The sequence below is a fragment of the Pseudomonas sp. LBUM1645 genome (assembly GCF_059716185.1).
In genome coordinates this window covers 41,022-56,184 of the sequence record NZ_CP166811.1, presented here as the reverse complement: position 1 = coordinate 56,184, position 15,163 = coordinate 41,022, and the positions used below count along the sequence as shown (strand labels likewise).

The following is a 15,163-nucleotide window of genomic DNA, read 5'->3' as shown; positions in this document are numbered from 1 at the left end:
CAGTATATAATGCCGCAGATTTTGTGTGCGCTTTGTCCCAGCGTAGGATGAAGTTCACGAGAGCCATTGACCTTGATTGCGCACTAGAACGCAGAACGCTCTCAACCCTGAAAAGGTCGTTTTATGACGAAATGGCTGCTAGCTGCCGGTGTCTTGATGCCGCTTTACAGCGCTCAGGCTACACAGGATCCGGAAGCTGTGTACAACCGTGTTTGTGGTGCCTGTCATTCCGGCCAACTACCCATGGCGCCCAAAAAGGGCGATCAGGATGCTTGGACGCCGAGGTTGGCGAAAGGTATGGAGACGCTGGTGCAACACGTGACCCAGGGTTTCAAAGCGATGCCGCCGCGTGGTTTGTGCATGGACTGCAGTGCCGAGGATTACCAAGCAATCATCCAGTGGATGAGCGAGTGATCCCGGTCCATAACTCTTTAACCCTTAGCCGTAGTTGGATTAGCTGATGAACAAATTGATCGTGAGTCTGCTGTTGACCGTGGGGATCTCCGGCATTGCCCATGCTGCAGGTGATGCGACTGCTGGTCAGGCGAAAGCCGCAGTATGTGGCGCCTGTCATGGCCCGGATGGCAACAGTATGGCGCCTAACTTTCCGAAACTGGCAGGCCAGGGCGAGCGTTATCTGAACAAGCAGCTACACGACATCAAGTCCGGCAAACGCACGGTACTGGAAATGACCGGCCTGCTGACCAACCTGAGCGATCAGGACCTGGCCGATATCGCCGCCTACTTCGCCAGTCAGAAAGGCAGCGTTGGCGCCGCCGACCCGAAAGTCGTTTCTCGCGGTGAAGCACTGTTCCGCGGCGGCGATCTGGCCAAGGGTCTGCCAGCCTGCACTGGTTGCCACTCGCCAAATGGTGCGGGTAACGCAGCCGCCGGCTTCCCACACCTGGGCGGCCAGCACGCTCAATACATCGCCAAGCAACTGACCGACTTCCGCAAGGAAGAAGCCGGCCGCACCAACGATGGCGACACCAAGCCGATGCAGAGCATCTCCAAAAAGCTGAGCGACGAAGATATCGCAGCGGTGTCCAGCTACATTCAAGGTCTGCACTAAGGCCGGCGAATCGGGCGTCGCGCGAGGTTTACATCTCCTGCAACGTTAACGCTCTATTAATCCGTCGCAGCAAGTATAAAAAGGGTGGCTTAGGCCGCCCTTTTTTGTGGCCGCTGCCGTTACACTACAGAACTCAAGCCCGCCAGGACCTGTCTGAAAACAGGTCGCGCGAGGCGACCAAAATTGTCCAGGAGTAAAGCATGCGTAATCTGATCATCAGCGCCGCACTCGTCGCTGCCAGCCTGTTCGGCATGACTGCCCAAGCCGCCGAAGCACCTGCCGCCCCTTATGTTGAACTGACCAATCAGGTTCCGGTTGCCGTGCCTGGCAAGATCGAAGTGGTGGAGCTGTTCTGGTACGGCTGCCCGCACTGCTACTCGTTTGAGCCGGTGATCAATCCTTGGGTTGAGAAATTGCCTTCCGATGTGAACTTCGTGCGCATTCCTGCCATGTTCGGCGGCCCATGGGACGCACACGGCCAAATGTTCCTGACCCTTGAAGCCATGGGCGTTGAGCACAAGGTTCACACGGCGGTTTTCGAAGCTATCCAGAAAGAACATAAAAAACTGACCACTCCAGAAGAGATGGCAGAATTCCTGGCTACCCAAGGCGTCGACAAAGACAAGTTCCTGGCCACCTTCAACTCCTTCGCCATCAAAGGCAAAGTCGCCCAGGCCAAAGAGCTTGCGAAGAAGTATGAAATCTCCGGCGTACCGACCTTGATCGTCAACGGCAAGTATCGCTTTGACGTGGGCTCTGCCGGCGGCGCCCAACAAGCGCTGCAACTGGCCGACAAACTGGTCGACCAAGAGCGAGCGGCTAACAAGGCTGCTGCCAACTAAGCGCGGGCCCCGCCATGCGCCGCTGGGGTACTGAACGCGTCGTTGGCCTGCATGATCCGCGGGTCAACGAACATCACCTGGAATCGACGGGGTTGCCCGCGGACAGCCGTCTGCGCTTGCTCAGTTTCAATATCCAGGTCGGCATCAGTACCGAGCGCTATCATCACTACCTGACCCGGGGCTGGCAGCATCTGTTGCCGCACACCGGGCGTGCCGACAATCTGCAAAAGATCGGTAATCTGCTGGGCGACTTCGATCTGGTCGCCTTGCAGGAAGCCGATGGCGGCAGCCTGCGATCAGGCTACGTCAACCAGGTCGAACACCTGGCCCAGCTCGGCGCATTCCCCTACTGGTATCAACAACTCAATCGCAATCTCGGACGCCTCGGCCAGCACAGCAATGGTGTGCTCAGCCGCCTGCGCCCGTGGGCGATCGAAGATCATCCGCTACCGGGGCCCAAGGGTCGCGGGGCGATTCTGGTGCGCTTTGGCGAAGGTCCTGAGGCGCTGGTGGTGGTCATGATGCACCTGGCGCTGGGCGCTCGCGCCCGTACCATGCAACTGGCTTACATCCGCGAGTTGATCGGCGGCTATAAACACCAGGTGCTGATGGGCGACATGAATACCCATGCCAGTGACTTGCTGCAAAACTCCCCGTTGCGTGACCTCGGCCTGCTCGCGCCGCAACTGGAAGCGACGTTCCCTAGCTGGCGCCCGCAGCGCTGTCTAGACCATATTCTGCTGAGCCCCACCCTGACCCTTGAAAAGGTCGAGGTGCTGGCACAACCCATTTCCGATCACCTGCCGGTCGCGGTAGAGATTCGTCTGCCGGGTTCGCTCACGGCTGATGCATTGCCCGCGTTGAGTCCTGCCCCTCGCGGATCCCATGAATGAGCGACGAAGCACAGCGCTGGAAAGAGAAATACCTCAAAAGCATCGAACAACAGGAAAAGCTCGAACGTCGATGGGACGCCCGGCTCGACCTGCTGCGTCGTGGCCTGGTGCGCAGCACGCTGGCAGCCGAGGGCACCGACCGCGTTGTTGACCAATGCATGAAGGAAATGCGTGAAGTCGTGCGCTCCGACGACATGGACGCCGGCCTGGCCGCCCTGCTTCCGCGGCTGGAAAAAGCTGTACTCGACTCCGAACAACGCCGGGAAACCCGGGTTAATCAGACCAGCGCTGCATTGACCGCGCTGGTCTCGCAACTGCAAACATTACCGCTGCCCCGCGAAGTAAGCCGGCCGCTGAAAAACTTCGCCAAGCATCTGGATGCAAGAGTCGGGCAGGCGCGCGAAATTCCGCTGCTGCTCAGCGAACTGAGCGGCTTACAAGGCAAAGCCCTGAATCAGCTTGAAAACGCGGCAGAACCCGGCCGCCCTGGTTTGCTGCAGCGACTGTTTGGCAGCCGTGAAACGGATGAAACGGCATTACAGGTTGCCTCCGGCACCTTCCCGACGCCCGCCCCGCAGCCAGCCGAAGCGGTTGCTGTGCCTCATGCCGAGACACCACAGGTAACTGTCAATCTCGCGCCAGAGATCGATAAGCCGCAAGTGGCGGTCGCACACGTTGCCGCGCCCGCTACTGCATCCGAGCCACCGACGATCGAGGCTCCGTCCGCAGCAGCGCCTTCTCCTGCAGTTGTAGCGTTTGTCCCGCCGGTGCTTGAGCCGGAGCAAGCACCCGCCCAGACTCCAGAGACGCAACCGGACATAGAACATCCAGAAGAACCCGCTCCATCAATCATCGAGCCAGAAATACAGGCTCAACCGGCAATCAATCCCGACGAACTGACCCCGGTGGTCTATCTCGACAGCCTGCCGTTGCCCCCGGCCATGGCCGAGGTGTTGGCCGCCGTAGACACTGAACAATCCGAGCAGGATGTTCTCTACGCCCTGCCGGACTCACCCGAGCCGTCCTACAGCTCGGTGGCCAAGCACATCGAAGACACGTTACTGGGCCTGCTCGACGACCTGACGCTGCCCGAGCGTCATCGGCCGCAAGCCGAAGCGATGCGTGATCGTCTGCAAAACGGTTTGAATTGGTACGAACTGCTGCCAATCCTCGACGATCTGGCAACCTTGATGCTGGCAATCACCGACAGTGGCCAGCATGAGTTCGAAGCCTACTTGCAACAGCTAAACGAACGCCTCGAGTCGTTCCAAAGCAACTTGCAAGCCGCCAGCGAAGGCCATGCCGACAACCGTTCCGCCGCACGCGAGATGGACACACAGATCCGCGAGCAGGTCGACGGCTTGCAGAGCAGCATGCAGGAAGCCGCCGACCTGGACGATCTCAAGCACGTCCTGGAAAACCATCTGGAAGGCCTGCTCGGCACCATGGACCAGCACCAGAAGCAGCGTAACGAGCGCGAGCAGGAAGTCGCAGCCCGCCTCCATGGCCTGGCCGAACGCGTTGCGCACATGGAGCAGGAAGCCCTTGGCTACCGCGAGCATCTTGAAGAACAGCGTCAGAAGGCGTTGATCGACCCGCTGACCGGTCTGCCTAACCGGGCAGCCTGGAGCGAACGGCTGGATCACGAAATCAACCAATGGCAGCAACACGGCAACACCCTGTTGCTGGCAATGCTCGACCTCGACCATTTCAAACGCATTAACGATAACTATGGTCACCTGGCGGGCGACAAAGTACTGAAAATCATCGCCAGCGTGCTAAGCAAGCGCCTGCGCGGGACGGATTTCATTGCCCGGTTCGGCGGTGAGGAGTTTGTCCTGCTGATGCCAGACACAGTGCCAACTGCTGGTGCAAAACTGCTGGAAAAGCTGCGCGCCTCGATCGAAGCCTGCCCTTTCCACTTCAAGGGTGAGCCAGTAACCATCACCATTTCCATGGGCCTGACTGCATTCAAACCCGGCGAACATAGCGATCTTGTCCTTAAAAGAGCCGATCAGGCTCTATATCGGGCGAAACATGCCGGCCGCAACCAAGTGGCACTGGGCTGACGGTCAATTGTTCCATTTTGTTTAAAACTTCGCGTTGGCCTTCTGCGCGCAAGGCAGTACGTTACACTGTTGCATTACTGCCTTGCGTGTATTGCCATCTGCCATGAAATACTTAGCTCTCATCGTGTCGCTGATTCTGTTGGCCGGTTGTGCCAGCGGCCCCCGGTTTGACACTAGTCACCCTTCAGCCAATTACGACAGCCGCATTCAGTTCGTGGTGGTGCACTACACCTCCGCGTCACTGGAGCGCTCGTTGCAACTGCTGACCCACGGCGAGGTCAGCAGCCACTATCTGATTGGCGACGACAAAAACGCCACTATCTATAAGCTGATGGATGAAAATCTGCGGTCCTGGCATGCCGGGGAAAGCGAATGGGAAGGTCGGACCTGGTTGAACTCCAGCTCCATCGGCATCGAAATCGTCAATCCGGGCTTCAAAGTCATCCCGACAGGGCGTCTCTGGTACCCCTATAGCGAAGCCCAGGTCCAGTCCTTGATCATCCTGCTCAAAGACATCAGCAAGCGGTACTCCATCAGCCCCCACAACATCATCGGCCATAGCGACATCGCACCGCTGCGCAAGCTGGATCCGGGGCCGATGTTTCCCTGGAAACGCCTGGCTGCCGAAGGCCTGGGAATCTGGCCGAACGAGCAGGCCGTAACGCGTCAGCAAGTAAAGTTCGAAGTACAGCTGCCAACCATCAGCTGGTTTCAGGCACAGCTGGCCCGCGCGGGTTATCCCACGCCGCAAACCGGCGAACTGGATGTTGCGACACGTCATGTGGTTGCGGCCTTCCAGATGCACTTCCGACCGTCACGTTTCGATGGCACCCCGGATGCGCAAACCGCGGCGCTTCTACAAGTCTTGAACCAGACAAAATAATGACGCCCGCCCGACGGTCAGGGCTTTTTTCCAAGCAGCAGCTATAACTCATTGGTAATTCTTCGGATATTCCCTATGCCTGCTGCTCGAGAGACACTACGTAGTTGGTTCTTTCGCCCTTGGTTTTTGGCGATACTGGCTGCTGCCTTGAGCGCGACACTCCTGATGGCCGGCAGCCTGTTCGTGGCCATGCATCAAGTCGAGCAGAGCGAAAGTGAAGAAATGAATGCCCAGGGCGAGCGCTTCCTTGCTCGCCTGGAGCAACTTTTCGGGCAGTTGCGTGAAAGCCTCGACGACCTGGAAGCCCAGCCGTTACGCGGCTGCGATGACGAAATGATCGCGACCTTGCAACAGGTCAGCTTCAATTACCGTTTCGTTTACGAAGCCGCTTATATGGACGCCTCGCGGATCTGTTCCAACCGCCCCCGCCAGGAAGGGCTGTCGATGATAAGGCCGCCAGACATCAAGGGGCCGACCTACAGCTACTGGCTGAACACCACCACCGAACCCGATGAAAACCGTGCCGCGCTGATGCTCGGGCGCGGCAATTTTCGTGTCGCGACGTCTCGCGGGCATTTGACCGACATGGTCGACTTGCCACCGGGAAGCAGTCTGCTGGTGGTGCTCGACCACGGTACGCGCGCGATTCCGGTATTGGGTGTCTCGCAGGCCTGGCCACCCACCGAACCCTGGCCCCCGAAAAGCCTCGACGCGCTACAAGTGACGCATTCCCGCTTGATTTACCGCATGCCCACCAACAATCCGGAATACCAATTGGTGCTGATCAGCCCGCGCACCGGCATGCATGTGCCCGCAGTCTGGTGGTGGTTGCTGCCGGCCAGCCTGGCACTCGCCTTATGCGTGGGTTTTCTGGTGCTTTTGCTGGTGCGCCAGCGACAGTCGCTGGACGCCGAACTGAGTGGCGCCATACGACGAGGCGAATTGCAGGTGCTGTATCAACCGATCTTCGACCTCGACAGCCGTAACTGTGTCGGGGCAGAAGCCTTGCTGCGCTGGCGAAGGCCGGATGGCACCCTGACCAGCCCCGACCTGTTTATTCCGATGGCGGAGAACACCGGCCAGATTCGCCAGATGACCGACTTCGTCCTGCAACGCCTGCTTGAGCAGCTGGGTCAATTGTTGCGGGCCAATCCGCAACTGTACATCTCGGTCAACCTGGCGGCCTGCGACGTCATGGTGCCGCGTATCGGTCAGGTAATGGCGCGACTGCTGACCTTGCACCGCGTCGCGGCAAAGCAAATTGCCTTTGAGGTCACCGAGCGGGGATTGATCGATGTCGTGGTAGCCCGGGAAAACCTGCAAGCCTTGCGGGATGTCGGGCATCAAGTGCTGATTGATGACTTTGGCACCGGCTATTGCAGCCTCGCCTATCTGCAAACCCTGCCAGTCGATTGCCTGAAGATCGACAAGGCGTTTATCGATGCGCTGGGTCATGACGCTGCAAGTAGCGGTGTCGCCCCCCATATCATTCACATGGCCCAGGCCCTGCAACTCAAGGTGATTGCCGAAGGCATCGAACTTGAATCCCAGGCGGCGCTTCTGAGCAGTGAGGGCGTGAAGTTCGGTCAGGGTTGGCTATTTGCCCATGCGTTGAGTGCGGTGCAGTTCATCGAGCTGATTACCCGTGGTCGCCGATTGGCTGCCCGACGTCTCGATGACGAAGCCTGAAGCGGCTGCGGCTTATACCGACAACGCCATATAGAACTGAGTGCCCTGCCCTGGCCGCGAATAAACACCCATCCGACCGCCGTGCAACTGCACGATTTCCTTGCACAGCGCCAGACCGAGCCCGGCACCGCCCTTCTTGCGACCCACCTGTACAAAGGGTTCGAAAATCCGCCCCTGCTGGCCATAGGCAATGCCTTCGCCGTTGTCCTCGACGCTGATAATCACTCGCTCCCCATGGCGTCGAGCCTGCAAACGTATATGCCCGCCGGAAGCGGTGTGGCGCAACGCGTTGTCGATCAGGTTATCGAGCACCCGGTCCAGCTGCGGCTGATCGGCCTGCAATCGCGGCAATGGCCCTTGCACTTCCACCAGCAGGTCGATGCCCTGCTCTTCTGATGGGCCGGCAAAACGTTCCCGGGCCTGCTCCAGCAAATCCTCGATGGAGCACGGCGCCAACGTGAGTTTCTGCAATCCGTTCTGGTAGCGGGAGAAGTTCAGCAGGTCGTTGATCAACTGCATCAAGCGCTGCATCTCTTCATTCACGGTGTCCAGCAGATCAGCTTCACGCGAGTCCTTGGCAAAGTGCGCGCGCTCGCGAAACAGGCCGAACGCCATGTGCATCCCGGTAACCGGCGTTCGCAATTCATGAGAGGCGCGCAGCACGAACTCGCTGCGCACCCGCTCAAACGCCCGCTGTTCGGTGACGTCATGCAGCACCATCACGGCGCCGAGAATATGACCCTGTGTATGGCTGACCGGCGTCAGGCTAAAGGTCAGCAACCGCGACTCACCGTCGACCTCGATACTCAGGTCCTCAGGCGCCCGCTCCAGGGTGCCGCCGCGCAGCACCAGTTGCAGCTGATCATCGAGTTCGGGACGCTCAAGCGCCGTACCCAGACCTTGACCGAGACGATCACTGTCCCAACCCAACTGACGCTGCGCCACTGGGTTGAGGTGTTCCAAATGACCATCGCGATCAATCATCAACAGCCCATCGTCGATGCTGTCGAGCACGGCCTGCAAACGCTGCTGGCCTGCGAGCAGTTCATCGACATTGGTGGCCTGATGCTCACGCAGGGCCTCGGCCATGATCCCGAAGCGCTTGGTCAGCTGGTTCATTTCCACGGCCGAGGAAATCGGTAGCGTCACTTCGAAATTGCCTTGGCCGATGTTGTCCGCCGCCTGGGCCAGGGCCTCGATCGGTTCACCAAAACGTCGAGCGATAGCGTGGGCGGTGACGAAGCCGATGATCAGCACCGCCAGCCCCACCAGCCCGAGCAGGCCGGCAACCAACAGCGCCCTCTCCCGAGTCTGCCGTTCGGTGGCATTGATGTTATCCAGCGCACGCTGTTGCTCGACGATCAAACCATTGCGCAGCGCATTGAATTTTTCGGTGAGTTCCTTGTTGCCACTCAACACCTGCGTCGAGTCATGTGACAGGTCGTACGCCTGTAGAAAGCTCAGGTAGTCAGTCTTGGCCTGTTCGAAACCATGCTGGCGCTCATCACCAGCCTGGGCATGGACAATGCCTTCATCAAGCAACTGAAAATAATGCTGCTTGGACGCCTCGAACGCTGCAGGATCCGGCTTCTCGCTGAGCATGATCATCAGCTGATCGCCCAAGGTCTGACGCAATTTCAGTCCCAGGTCGAGCGTGACGAAATTATTGCGAATCAGCGCTTCCTGGGAACTCGCCATCTGCATCACGCTGACCAGCCCGAGCAACAGCCCAAGCAGCGCCACGGTGATCAGCGCGGAAATACTCAGGAACAGCCGCGTGCGCAACTTCATCGCCAGTCTCATCGGAGACTGCTCACAGGTTGTACTGCTTGCGTTTTCGGTACAACGTCGAGGCATCGATCCCCAGGGTCTTGGCGGCCTGGTCCAGCGTATCTGCAGTGGCGAGGACCGCTCCGATGTGGGCTTTTTCCAATTCATCCAGACTCAGCGCAGCGCCGATGCGAGGTGCGTTGTTGACCGGGGTTTCAGCCATGCCCAAGTGACTGATCTCGACCCGTTCCTGTGGACAAATGATGCTTGCCCGCTCCACAACGTTGCGCAGTTCGCGAATATTCCCCGGCCAGCGGTAGCCGAGCAGCGCTTCACGGGCTTCGTCACTGAAGCCCCGAGCCGGACGCGCGTATTCCTTGACGAAACGGGCCAGAAAACGATCGGCCAGGGTCAGAATATCTTCCCTGCGTTCGCGCAGTGGTGGCAGATGCAGGGTGATCACGTTCAGGCGGTAGAGCAAATCTTCACGGAAACGGCCGTCGCGCACCATGTCTTCGAGGTTCTGGTTAGTGGCCGCGAGGATGCGCACATCGGCGCGGCGGGTGACCGGGTCGCCCACCCGTTCGTATTCTTTATCCTGGATGAAACGCAGCAGTTTAGGCTGCAAAACCAACGGAAAATCGCCGATCTCGTCAAGAAACAGCGTCCCACCGTCGGCCTGATTGACACGACCCAAAGTACTTTCGCTGGCCCCGGTGAACGCGCCACGGCTGTGGCCGAAGAGCTCGCTTTCCATGAGTTCGGCGGTCAGGGACGGGCAGTTGATCGTGATGCAGGATTTCTTCGCGCGTTTGCTCCAGCCGTGAATGGCCTGGGACAGCTCGCCTTTACCGGTACCTGACTCGCCGAGAATCAAAATATTGGCATCGGTGTTGGCCACCTGGCGGGCGGTTTCGAGCACGACTTTCATCGCCGGGCTGTGAGAGTCCAGGCCATCCTTGGGTTTGCGCACTTCGCCTTCAAGGGCTTCCAGACGTGCCGACAGTTGCCGCACTTCCAGTTGCTTGGCGGTGGCCAGGCGCAATTGGTCGGGGCTGCAAGGCTTGACCAGATAGTCGGCGGCACCGGCCTGAATGGCATCCACGGCAGTATCCACGGCCGAATGAGCGGTGACGATCACCACCCTCATCCACGGCGCCTGAATGCGCATTTGGGCCAGCACATCGAGGCCATTGTCTTCACCCAGACGCAGGTCGAGGAAGCACAGGTCGAAGACTTGGCGCTGAAGCAGTGCATCAGCCTGGGCGGCGCTGTTGGCAGTAGCGACGCTGTAGCCTTCATCTTCGAGGCAATAACGGAAAGTACGCAGGATGGCGGACTCATCGTCCACCAGCAGAATGCGGCCTTGATGCTCAGTGGCTGATTCCATTTTCCTACGCTCCTTAATGAATGATCTTGGTTAGTCCCGGAAAAATCGGGCAAGTTGCATGGTTGATTCTGGTCGATTCCAGCCACAGCAGCGTAGCTCTCTCCGCACCCTACGGCTAATCGCCTGATTTTGTTGTTTTTTTATCAGATAGCCGGTGCTCAGGCGATTACCGGTGTCCCCTTGTGACATCCACGCCCTCCTCGCAATTCAAAAATATTGAAAGTTCCTACGAACCCATCGTGCATTACGCACGACCTCAAAAGGACCATCGTGCAGGATGCGTCCGATCCGAATTCGACATCATTCATAACCGATTGATTTTGTTGGTTTTTATTATCATGAAAAGCTGGCATGCAGACTGCAATGGTCTGAGTAACCAGGGCATTTAGACGTCGCCCCAACAAGATCACCACATTGTGGGAGGAGCTTCAGGATGAGTCGCCAACGTGCCGCCCAGTTGCGTATCTCGCCACTGCATATCCAGCAAGGTCTGTTTGCTGTTCTGGCGCTATTAATCACCTTGATCGGCGGCCAGCAGTTTCAGCGTTGGGAGCAGAGCCAGCAGCAAGAAGCGCCACGCTTGTCGATTCAGCACCCGACCCAAACCCATTTCAGTGCGGCCAGCAGTAACCAGGCTGACAGCCCCCCAATGCGAATGATGGACGTCGACCAGGCTCAGCCTGTGGATGAGATGCCTCGCCAGGAACGTTGGGTGTTCTAGACACATGAACTTGGCGCGTTCGATGCGCCGGGAATAGCACCACAAGCAACACCTCTAAATAGAAGCGTAAGGAGAATCACCATGTTGAGCTGGGCAATCACATTCTTGATCATTGCCATCATCGCTGCGGTACTGGGCTTCGGTGGTATCGCGGGCACCGCCACGGGTATCGCCAAGATTCTCTTTGTCGTGTTCCTGGTGATGTTCATTGCTTCCTTCTTCTTTGGCCGTCGCGGTCGAGGGTGAATATGCGCGTTTTTGTTAAAGACACTGGCAGCCGCCCTGCGTCTGGGCGGCCGTGCCATGGAAGAAAGATCCACACCGGTACTGAATTCGTAACATGAAAGAAGCAGCATGGCTTCTTTCCACTGCGCTACCCGAGGACGGTAGTCGCATGATCAAGGGGCCGGGACGTTCTGCCTGTTTCAGGGGCGGAGTGACCTACGGGTACAGGGAGTACCTGCGCAAGGGCCGGGTCAGGCAGAAGCTGCGACGCAAGTTCGCCGGTCACTCATGGATCGACGGACTTGCGAAGAGCTTCCTCAGCGCAAAACATTGACCTAGAGCGTTCTGCTCGCCTCTTCAGCTAATCCCTCGCAAAACCATTTCGCGGTGTTTCTTTGGTGACCGTATATCGAGAAAACTGCGACTCAAAGTCCGAGAATTTTCGCGCTTAAACGTAGGCTTTTTCCTAAGTTTTAGCCTTCATTCCCTTGTTCAAAAAACAACCAACCTCCTCTGCGATGGCCGGTTCACGGCACTTATGCCTGCCGAAATGTCGTATTCGAACCGGTTGGGACGCGAGTTTCAGTTAAAAAAGCTCATGCCGATTCGGCATAGGGTAGGCGTTTACGGCATTAGACGTCGCTTCCTTGCATCTGAATAGTTGCGCCTTTTTTCGCCTGCCAGAGAGCCGATAACAAGCGCTCCGGGGCACCTTATACGGGGGTAGATGCACAAGACTTTTTCGCCACAAGCGTTCCAGTTCTTGCATCTGCCTGAGTCAAACGCAAGTAAGGGTAAAGATATGAAGAAGGCAAAGCTTAGCCTCGCCTGGCAGATCCTCATCGGTCTGGTATTGGGGATTGCAATCGGTGCGCTGCTCAACCATTTCAGTGCCGAAAAGGCCTGGTGGGTCAGCAACGTCCTGCAACCGGCAGGCGATATCTTTATCCGTCTGATCAAGATGATTGTGATCCCGATCGTGATCTCCTCCTTGATCGTCGGTATTGCAGGCGTCGGTGACGCGAAGAAGCTCGGGCGTATCGGCCTCAAAACCATCCTTTATTTCGAGATCGTTACCACCATCGCCATCGTGGTCGGTCTGGTGTTGGCCAACGTGTTCCATCCGGGCACCGGCATCGACATGAGCACCCTGGGTACTGTGGATATTTCCAAGTACCAGGCCACTGCCGCCGAGGTTCAGCATGAACATGCGTTCATCCAGACCATCCTCAACCTGATCCCATCGAACATCTTCGCGGCCATGGCCCGCGGCGAGATGCTGCCGATCATCTTCTTCTCCGTATTGTTCGGCCTCGGTCTGTCGAGCCTGCAATCGGACCTGCGCGAGCCGCTGGTGAAGATGTTCCAGGGCGTGTCGGAAAGCATGTTCAAAGTCACTCACATGATCATGAACTACGCCCCGATCGGCGTTTTCGCACTGATCGCGGTGACCGTGGCCAACTTCGGCTTCGCCTCCCTGTTGCCGCTGGCCAAACTGGTGATCCTGGTTTACGTCGCCATCGCCTTCTTCGCCTTCGTGGTGCTGGGCCTGATCGCTCGCCTGTTCGGCTTCTCGGTGATCAAGCTGATGCGCATCTTCAAGGATGAGCTGGTGCTGGCCTACTCCACCGCCAGTTCCGAAACCGTGCTGCCGCGCGTGATCGAGAAAATGGAAGCCTACGGCGCTCCGAAAGCCATTTGCAGCTTCGTGGTCCCGACCGGCTACTCGTTCAACCTCGACGGTTCGACCCTGTACCAGAGCATCGCGGCAATCTTCATTGCCCAGCTCTACGGCATCGACCTGTCCATCAGCCAGCAATTGCTGCTGGTGCTGACCCTGATGGTCACCTCCAAAGGCATCGCCGGCGTACCGGGTGTGTCCTTTGTGGTGCTGCTGGCCACCTTGGGCAGCGTGGGTATTCCACTCGAAGGCCTGGCGTTCATCGCCGGTGTCGACCGCATCATGGACATGGCCCGTACCGCACTGAACGTGATCGGCAATGCCCTGGCCGTGCTGGTCATCTCCCGCTGGGAAGGCATGTACGACGACGCCAAGGGCCAGCGCTACTGGAACTCCCTGCCGCACTGGCGCAGCAAGGAAAAGTTGCCGGTGGGTGAAGTCTCCAGCAACTGATCACGCCCCCTGTAGGAGCAAGGCTTGCCCGCGATGAACGATGATGCGGTATAGCTGATAGACCGCGGCGCCCGCATCGCGAGCAAGCTTTGCTCCTACAAGAAGAGCCAAAACAAACCCCGGAGAAATCCGGGGTTTGTCGTTTCTGGCTACCCCGCTATCATTCGCCGCATTCTTCGGGGGATTTGACTGATGCTTAATGGCCTGTGGCTTGGCTTCTTCATCGTGGCTGCCGTTTCGGCACTGGCGCAATGGCTGATCGGCGGTAACGCCGGGATCTTCGCGGCGATGGTGGAAAGCATTTTCGCCATGGCCAAGTTGTCGGTCGAAGTCATGGTCCTGTTGTTCGGCACCCTGACGCTCTGGCTGGGATTTCTGCGGATTGCCGAGAAGGCCGGGATCGTCGAGTGGCTGGCCAAAGCGCTGGGCCCGTTGTTCCTGCGGCTGATGCCGGGAGTGCCGGCCGGGCATCCAGCCATCGGCCTGATCACGCTGAACTTCGCCGCCAACGGCCTGGGCCTGGACAACGCCGCCACGCCGATCGGCCTTAAAGCCATGAAGGCGCTGCAAGAGCTCAACCCCAGCGACACCATCGCCAGCAACGCGCAGATCCTGTTCCTGGTGCTCAACGCCTCTTCCCTGACCCTGCTGCCGGTGACGATCTTCATGTACCGCGCCCAGCAAGGTGCGCCCGATCCGACCCTGGTGTTCCTGCCAATCCTGCTCGCCACCAGTTGCTCGACATTGGTCGGCCTGCTGTCGGTGGCGTTCATGCAGCGTCTGCGCCTGTGGGACCCGGTGGTGCTCGCGTACCTGATTCCCGGTGCCCTCGCCCTCGGTGCCTTCATGGCGCTGCTGGCGACGCTCTCAGCGACCGCTCTGGCCAGCCTGTCATCGATCCTCGGCAACGTGACGCTGTTCGGGCTGATCATGTTGTTTCTGGTGATCGGCGCATTACGCAAAGTGAAGGTCTACGAAGCATTCGTCGAAGGCGCCAAAGAAGGCTTCGACGTGGCCAAGAACCTGCTGCCGTATCTGGTGGCGATGCTGTGCGCCGTCGGCGTGCTGCGGGCATCCGGAGCGCTGGACTTTGGCCTGGACGGGATTCGGCATCTGGTGGAATGGGCCGGTTGGGACACGCGCTTTGTCGATGCGCTGCCGACGGCCATGGTCAAACCGTTCTCCGGCAGTGCCGCGCGGGCGATGCTGATCGAAACCATGAAAACGTCTGGGGTGGACAGCTTCCCGGCGCTGGTGGCGGCGACGATTCAGGGCAGTACCGAAACGACGTTCTATGTATTGGCGGTTTACTTTGGTGCGGTGGGGATCCAGCGGGCGCGGCATGCGGTGGGATGTGCGTTGCTGGCGGAGCTTGCCGGTGTTCTCGGCGCGATCGGCGTCTGTTACTGGTTCTTCGGTTAACCGAGATCCCTTGTGGGAGCGAGCTTGCTCGCGATAGCGGTGTATCAGTCGAC

At 58.6% G+C, this 15,163-nt stretch carries 13 protein-coding genes; 11 read left to right on the top strand and 2 right to left on the bottom strand.

All coding sequences use genetic code 11. The features are described 5' to 3' along the window. The first annotated feature begins 123 nt into the window (after positions 1 to 123). The 7 genes from ACA079_RS00255 to ACA079_RS00225 all read left to right on the top strand — a co-directional run bounded on the left by ACA079_RS00255 (position 124) and on the right by ACA079_RS00225 (position 7,448). Positions 124 to 414: a c-type cytochrome gene (locus ACA079_RS00255; RefSeq protein ID WP_129439668.1), complete on the top strand. Its 291-nt coding sequence runs from the start codon at positions 124 to 126 to the stop codon at positions 412 to 414. Between the two features lie 46 nt (positions 415 to 460). After that, positions 461 to 1,072: a c-type cytochrome gene (locus ACA079_RS00250; RefSeq protein WP_008156009.1), complete on the top strand. Its 612-nt coding sequence runs from the start codon at positions 461 to 463 to the stop codon at positions 1,070 to 1,072. Positions 1,073 to 1,272: 200 nt separating this feature from the next. Continuing rightward, positions 1,273 to 1,914, top strand: coding sequence for a thiol:disulfide interchange protein DsbA/DsbL (locus tag ACA079_RS00245; RefSeq protein ID WP_497702196.1), 642 nt, complete (start codon positions 1,273 to 1,275; stop codon positions 1,912 to 1,914). Positions 1,915 to 1,928: 14 nt separating this feature from the next. Further along, positions 1,929 to 2,807, top strand: coding sequence for an endonuclease/exonuclease/phosphatase family protein (locus tag ACA079_RS00240; protein WP_497702195.1), 879 nt, complete (start codon positions 1,929 to 1,931; stop codon positions 2,805 to 2,807). Further along, the gene (locus ACA079_RS00235) at positions 2,804 to 4,876 is read left to right on the top strand and encodes a GGDEF domain-containing protein (protein ID WP_497702194.1); all 2,073 of its coding nucleotides are present in this window, start codon (positions 2,804 to 2,806) and stop codon (positions 4,874 to 4,876) included. The genes ACA079_RS00240 and ACA079_RS00235 overlap by 4 nt, the downstream gene beginning before the upstream one ends. Before the next feature lie 103 nt (positions 4,877 to 4,979). After that, positions 4,980 to 5,759 carry an N-acetylmuramoyl-L-alanine amidase gene (locus ACA079_RS00230; protein ID WP_497702193.1) on the top strand — a complete coding sequence of 260 codons (780 nt, stop codon included), beginning with the start codon at positions 4,980 to 4,982 and terminating at the stop codon, positions 5,757 to 5,759. Between the two features lie 75 nt (positions 5,760 to 5,834). Next, a complete protein-coding gene (locus ACA079_RS00225) occupies positions 5,835 to 7,448 on the top strand; it encodes an EAL domain-containing protein (RefSeq protein WP_056738443.1) in 1,614 nt (537 codons plus the stop codon). Between the two features lie 12 nt (positions 7,449 to 7,460). Here the strand turns inward: ACA079_RS00225 and ACA079_RS00220 are convergent, their stop codons facing one another. Next, complete coding sequence (locus ACA079_RS00220) at positions 7,461 to 9,251, bottom strand: ATP-binding protein (RefSeq protein ID WP_497702192.1); 1,791 nt, start codon at positions 9,249 to 9,251, stop codon at positions 7,461 to 7,463. Between the two features lie 10 nt (positions 9,252 to 9,261). Continuing rightward, positions 9,262 to 10,608, bottom strand: a complete 1,347-nt coding sequence (gene algB / locus ACA079_RS00215; protein ID WP_415772457.1) for a sigma-54-dependent response regulator transcription factor AlgB — start codon at positions 10,606 to 10,608, stop codon at positions 9,262 to 9,264. A 433-nt stretch (positions 10,609 to 11,041) separates the two neighbouring features. Here algB and ACA079_RS00210 point away from each other — a divergent pair, with 433 nt between their 5' ends. From ACA079_RS00210 to ACA079_RS00195, 4 genes are all read left to right on the top strand, one after another. Then, positions 11,042 to 11,329: a hypothetical protein gene (locus ACA079_RS00210; RefSeq protein WP_415772455.1), complete on the top strand. Its 288-nt coding sequence runs from the start codon at positions 11,042 to 11,044 to the stop codon at positions 11,327 to 11,329. An 81-nt stretch (positions 11,330 to 11,410) separates the two neighbouring features. Further along, the gene (locus ACA079_RS00205) at positions 11,411 to 11,575 is read left to right on the top strand and encodes a DUF1328 domain-containing protein (RefSeq protein ID WP_003177151.1); all 165 of its coding nucleotides are present in this window, start codon (positions 11,411 to 11,413) and stop codon (positions 11,573 to 11,575) included. A gap of 781 nt (positions 11,576 to 12,356) precedes the next feature. Next, positions 12,357 to 13,688: a glutamate/aspartate:proton symporter GltP gene (gltP, locus tag ACA079_RS00200; RefSeq protein ID WP_008155623.1), complete on the top strand. Its 1,332-nt coding sequence runs from the start codon at positions 12,357 to 12,359 to the stop codon at positions 13,686 to 13,688. A gap of 192 nt (positions 13,689 to 13,880) precedes the next feature. Next, complete coding sequence (locus ACA079_RS00195; RefSeq protein WP_046044891.1) at positions 13,881 to 15,110, top strand: nucleoside recognition domain-containing protein; 1,230 nt, start codon at positions 13,881 to 13,883, stop codon at positions 15,108 to 15,110. Positions 15,111 to 15,163: the final 53 nt, after the last annotated feature.

Excerpts from the sequence above, each read along its gene's own strand:
- ACA079_RS00255 (WP_129439668.1), top strand. The coding sequence starts at position 124 with ATGACGAAATGGCTGCTAGCTGCCGGTGTCTTGATGCCGCTTTACAGC.
- ACA079_RS00250 (WP_008156009.1), top strand. The coding sequence starts at position 461 with ATGAACAAATTGATCGTGAGTCTGCTGTTGACCGTGGGGATCTCCGGC.
- ACA079_RS00245 (WP_497702196.1), top strand. The coding sequence starts at position 1,273 with ATGCGTAATCTGATCATCAGCGCCGCACTCGTCGCTGCCAGCCTGTTC.
- ACA079_RS00240 (WP_497702195.1), top strand. The coding sequence starts at position 1,929 with ATGCGCCGCTGGGGTACTGAACGCGTCGTTGGCCTGCATGATCCGCGG.
- ACA079_RS00235 (WP_497702194.1), top strand. The coding sequence starts at position 2,804 with ATGAGCGACGAAGCACAGCGCTGGAAAGAGAAATACCTCAAAAGCATC.
- ACA079_RS00230 (WP_497702193.1), top strand. The coding sequence starts at position 4,980 with ATGAAATACTTAGCTCTCATCGTGTCGCTGATTCTGTTGGCCGGTTGT.
- ACA079_RS00225 (WP_056738443.1), top strand. The coding sequence starts at position 5,835 with ATGCCTGCTGCTCGAGAGACACTACGTAGTTGGTTCTTTCGCCCTTGG.
- ACA079_RS00220 (WP_497702192.1), bottom strand. The coding sequence starts at position 9,251 with ATGAGACTGGCGATGAAGTTGCGCACGCGGCTGTTCCTGAGTATTTCC.
- algB (WP_415772457.1), bottom strand. The coding sequence starts at position 10,608 with ATGGAATCAGCCACTGAGCATCAAGGCCGCATTCTGCTGGTGGACGAT.
- ACA079_RS00210 (WP_415772455.1), top strand. The coding sequence starts at position 11,042 with ATGAGTCGCCAACGTGCCGCCCAGTTGCGTATCTCGCCACTGCATATC.
- ACA079_RS00205 (WP_003177151.1), top strand. The coding sequence starts at position 11,411 with ATGTTGAGCTGGGCAATCACATTCTTGATCATTGCCATCATCGCTGCG.
- gltP (WP_008155623.1), top strand. The coding sequence starts at position 12,357 with ATGAAGAAGGCAAAGCTTAGCCTCGCCTGGCAGATCCTCATCGGTCTG.
- ACA079_RS00195 (WP_046044891.1), top strand. The coding sequence starts at position 13,881 with ATGCTTAATGGCCTGTGGCTTGGCTTCTTCATCGTGGCTGCCGTTTCG.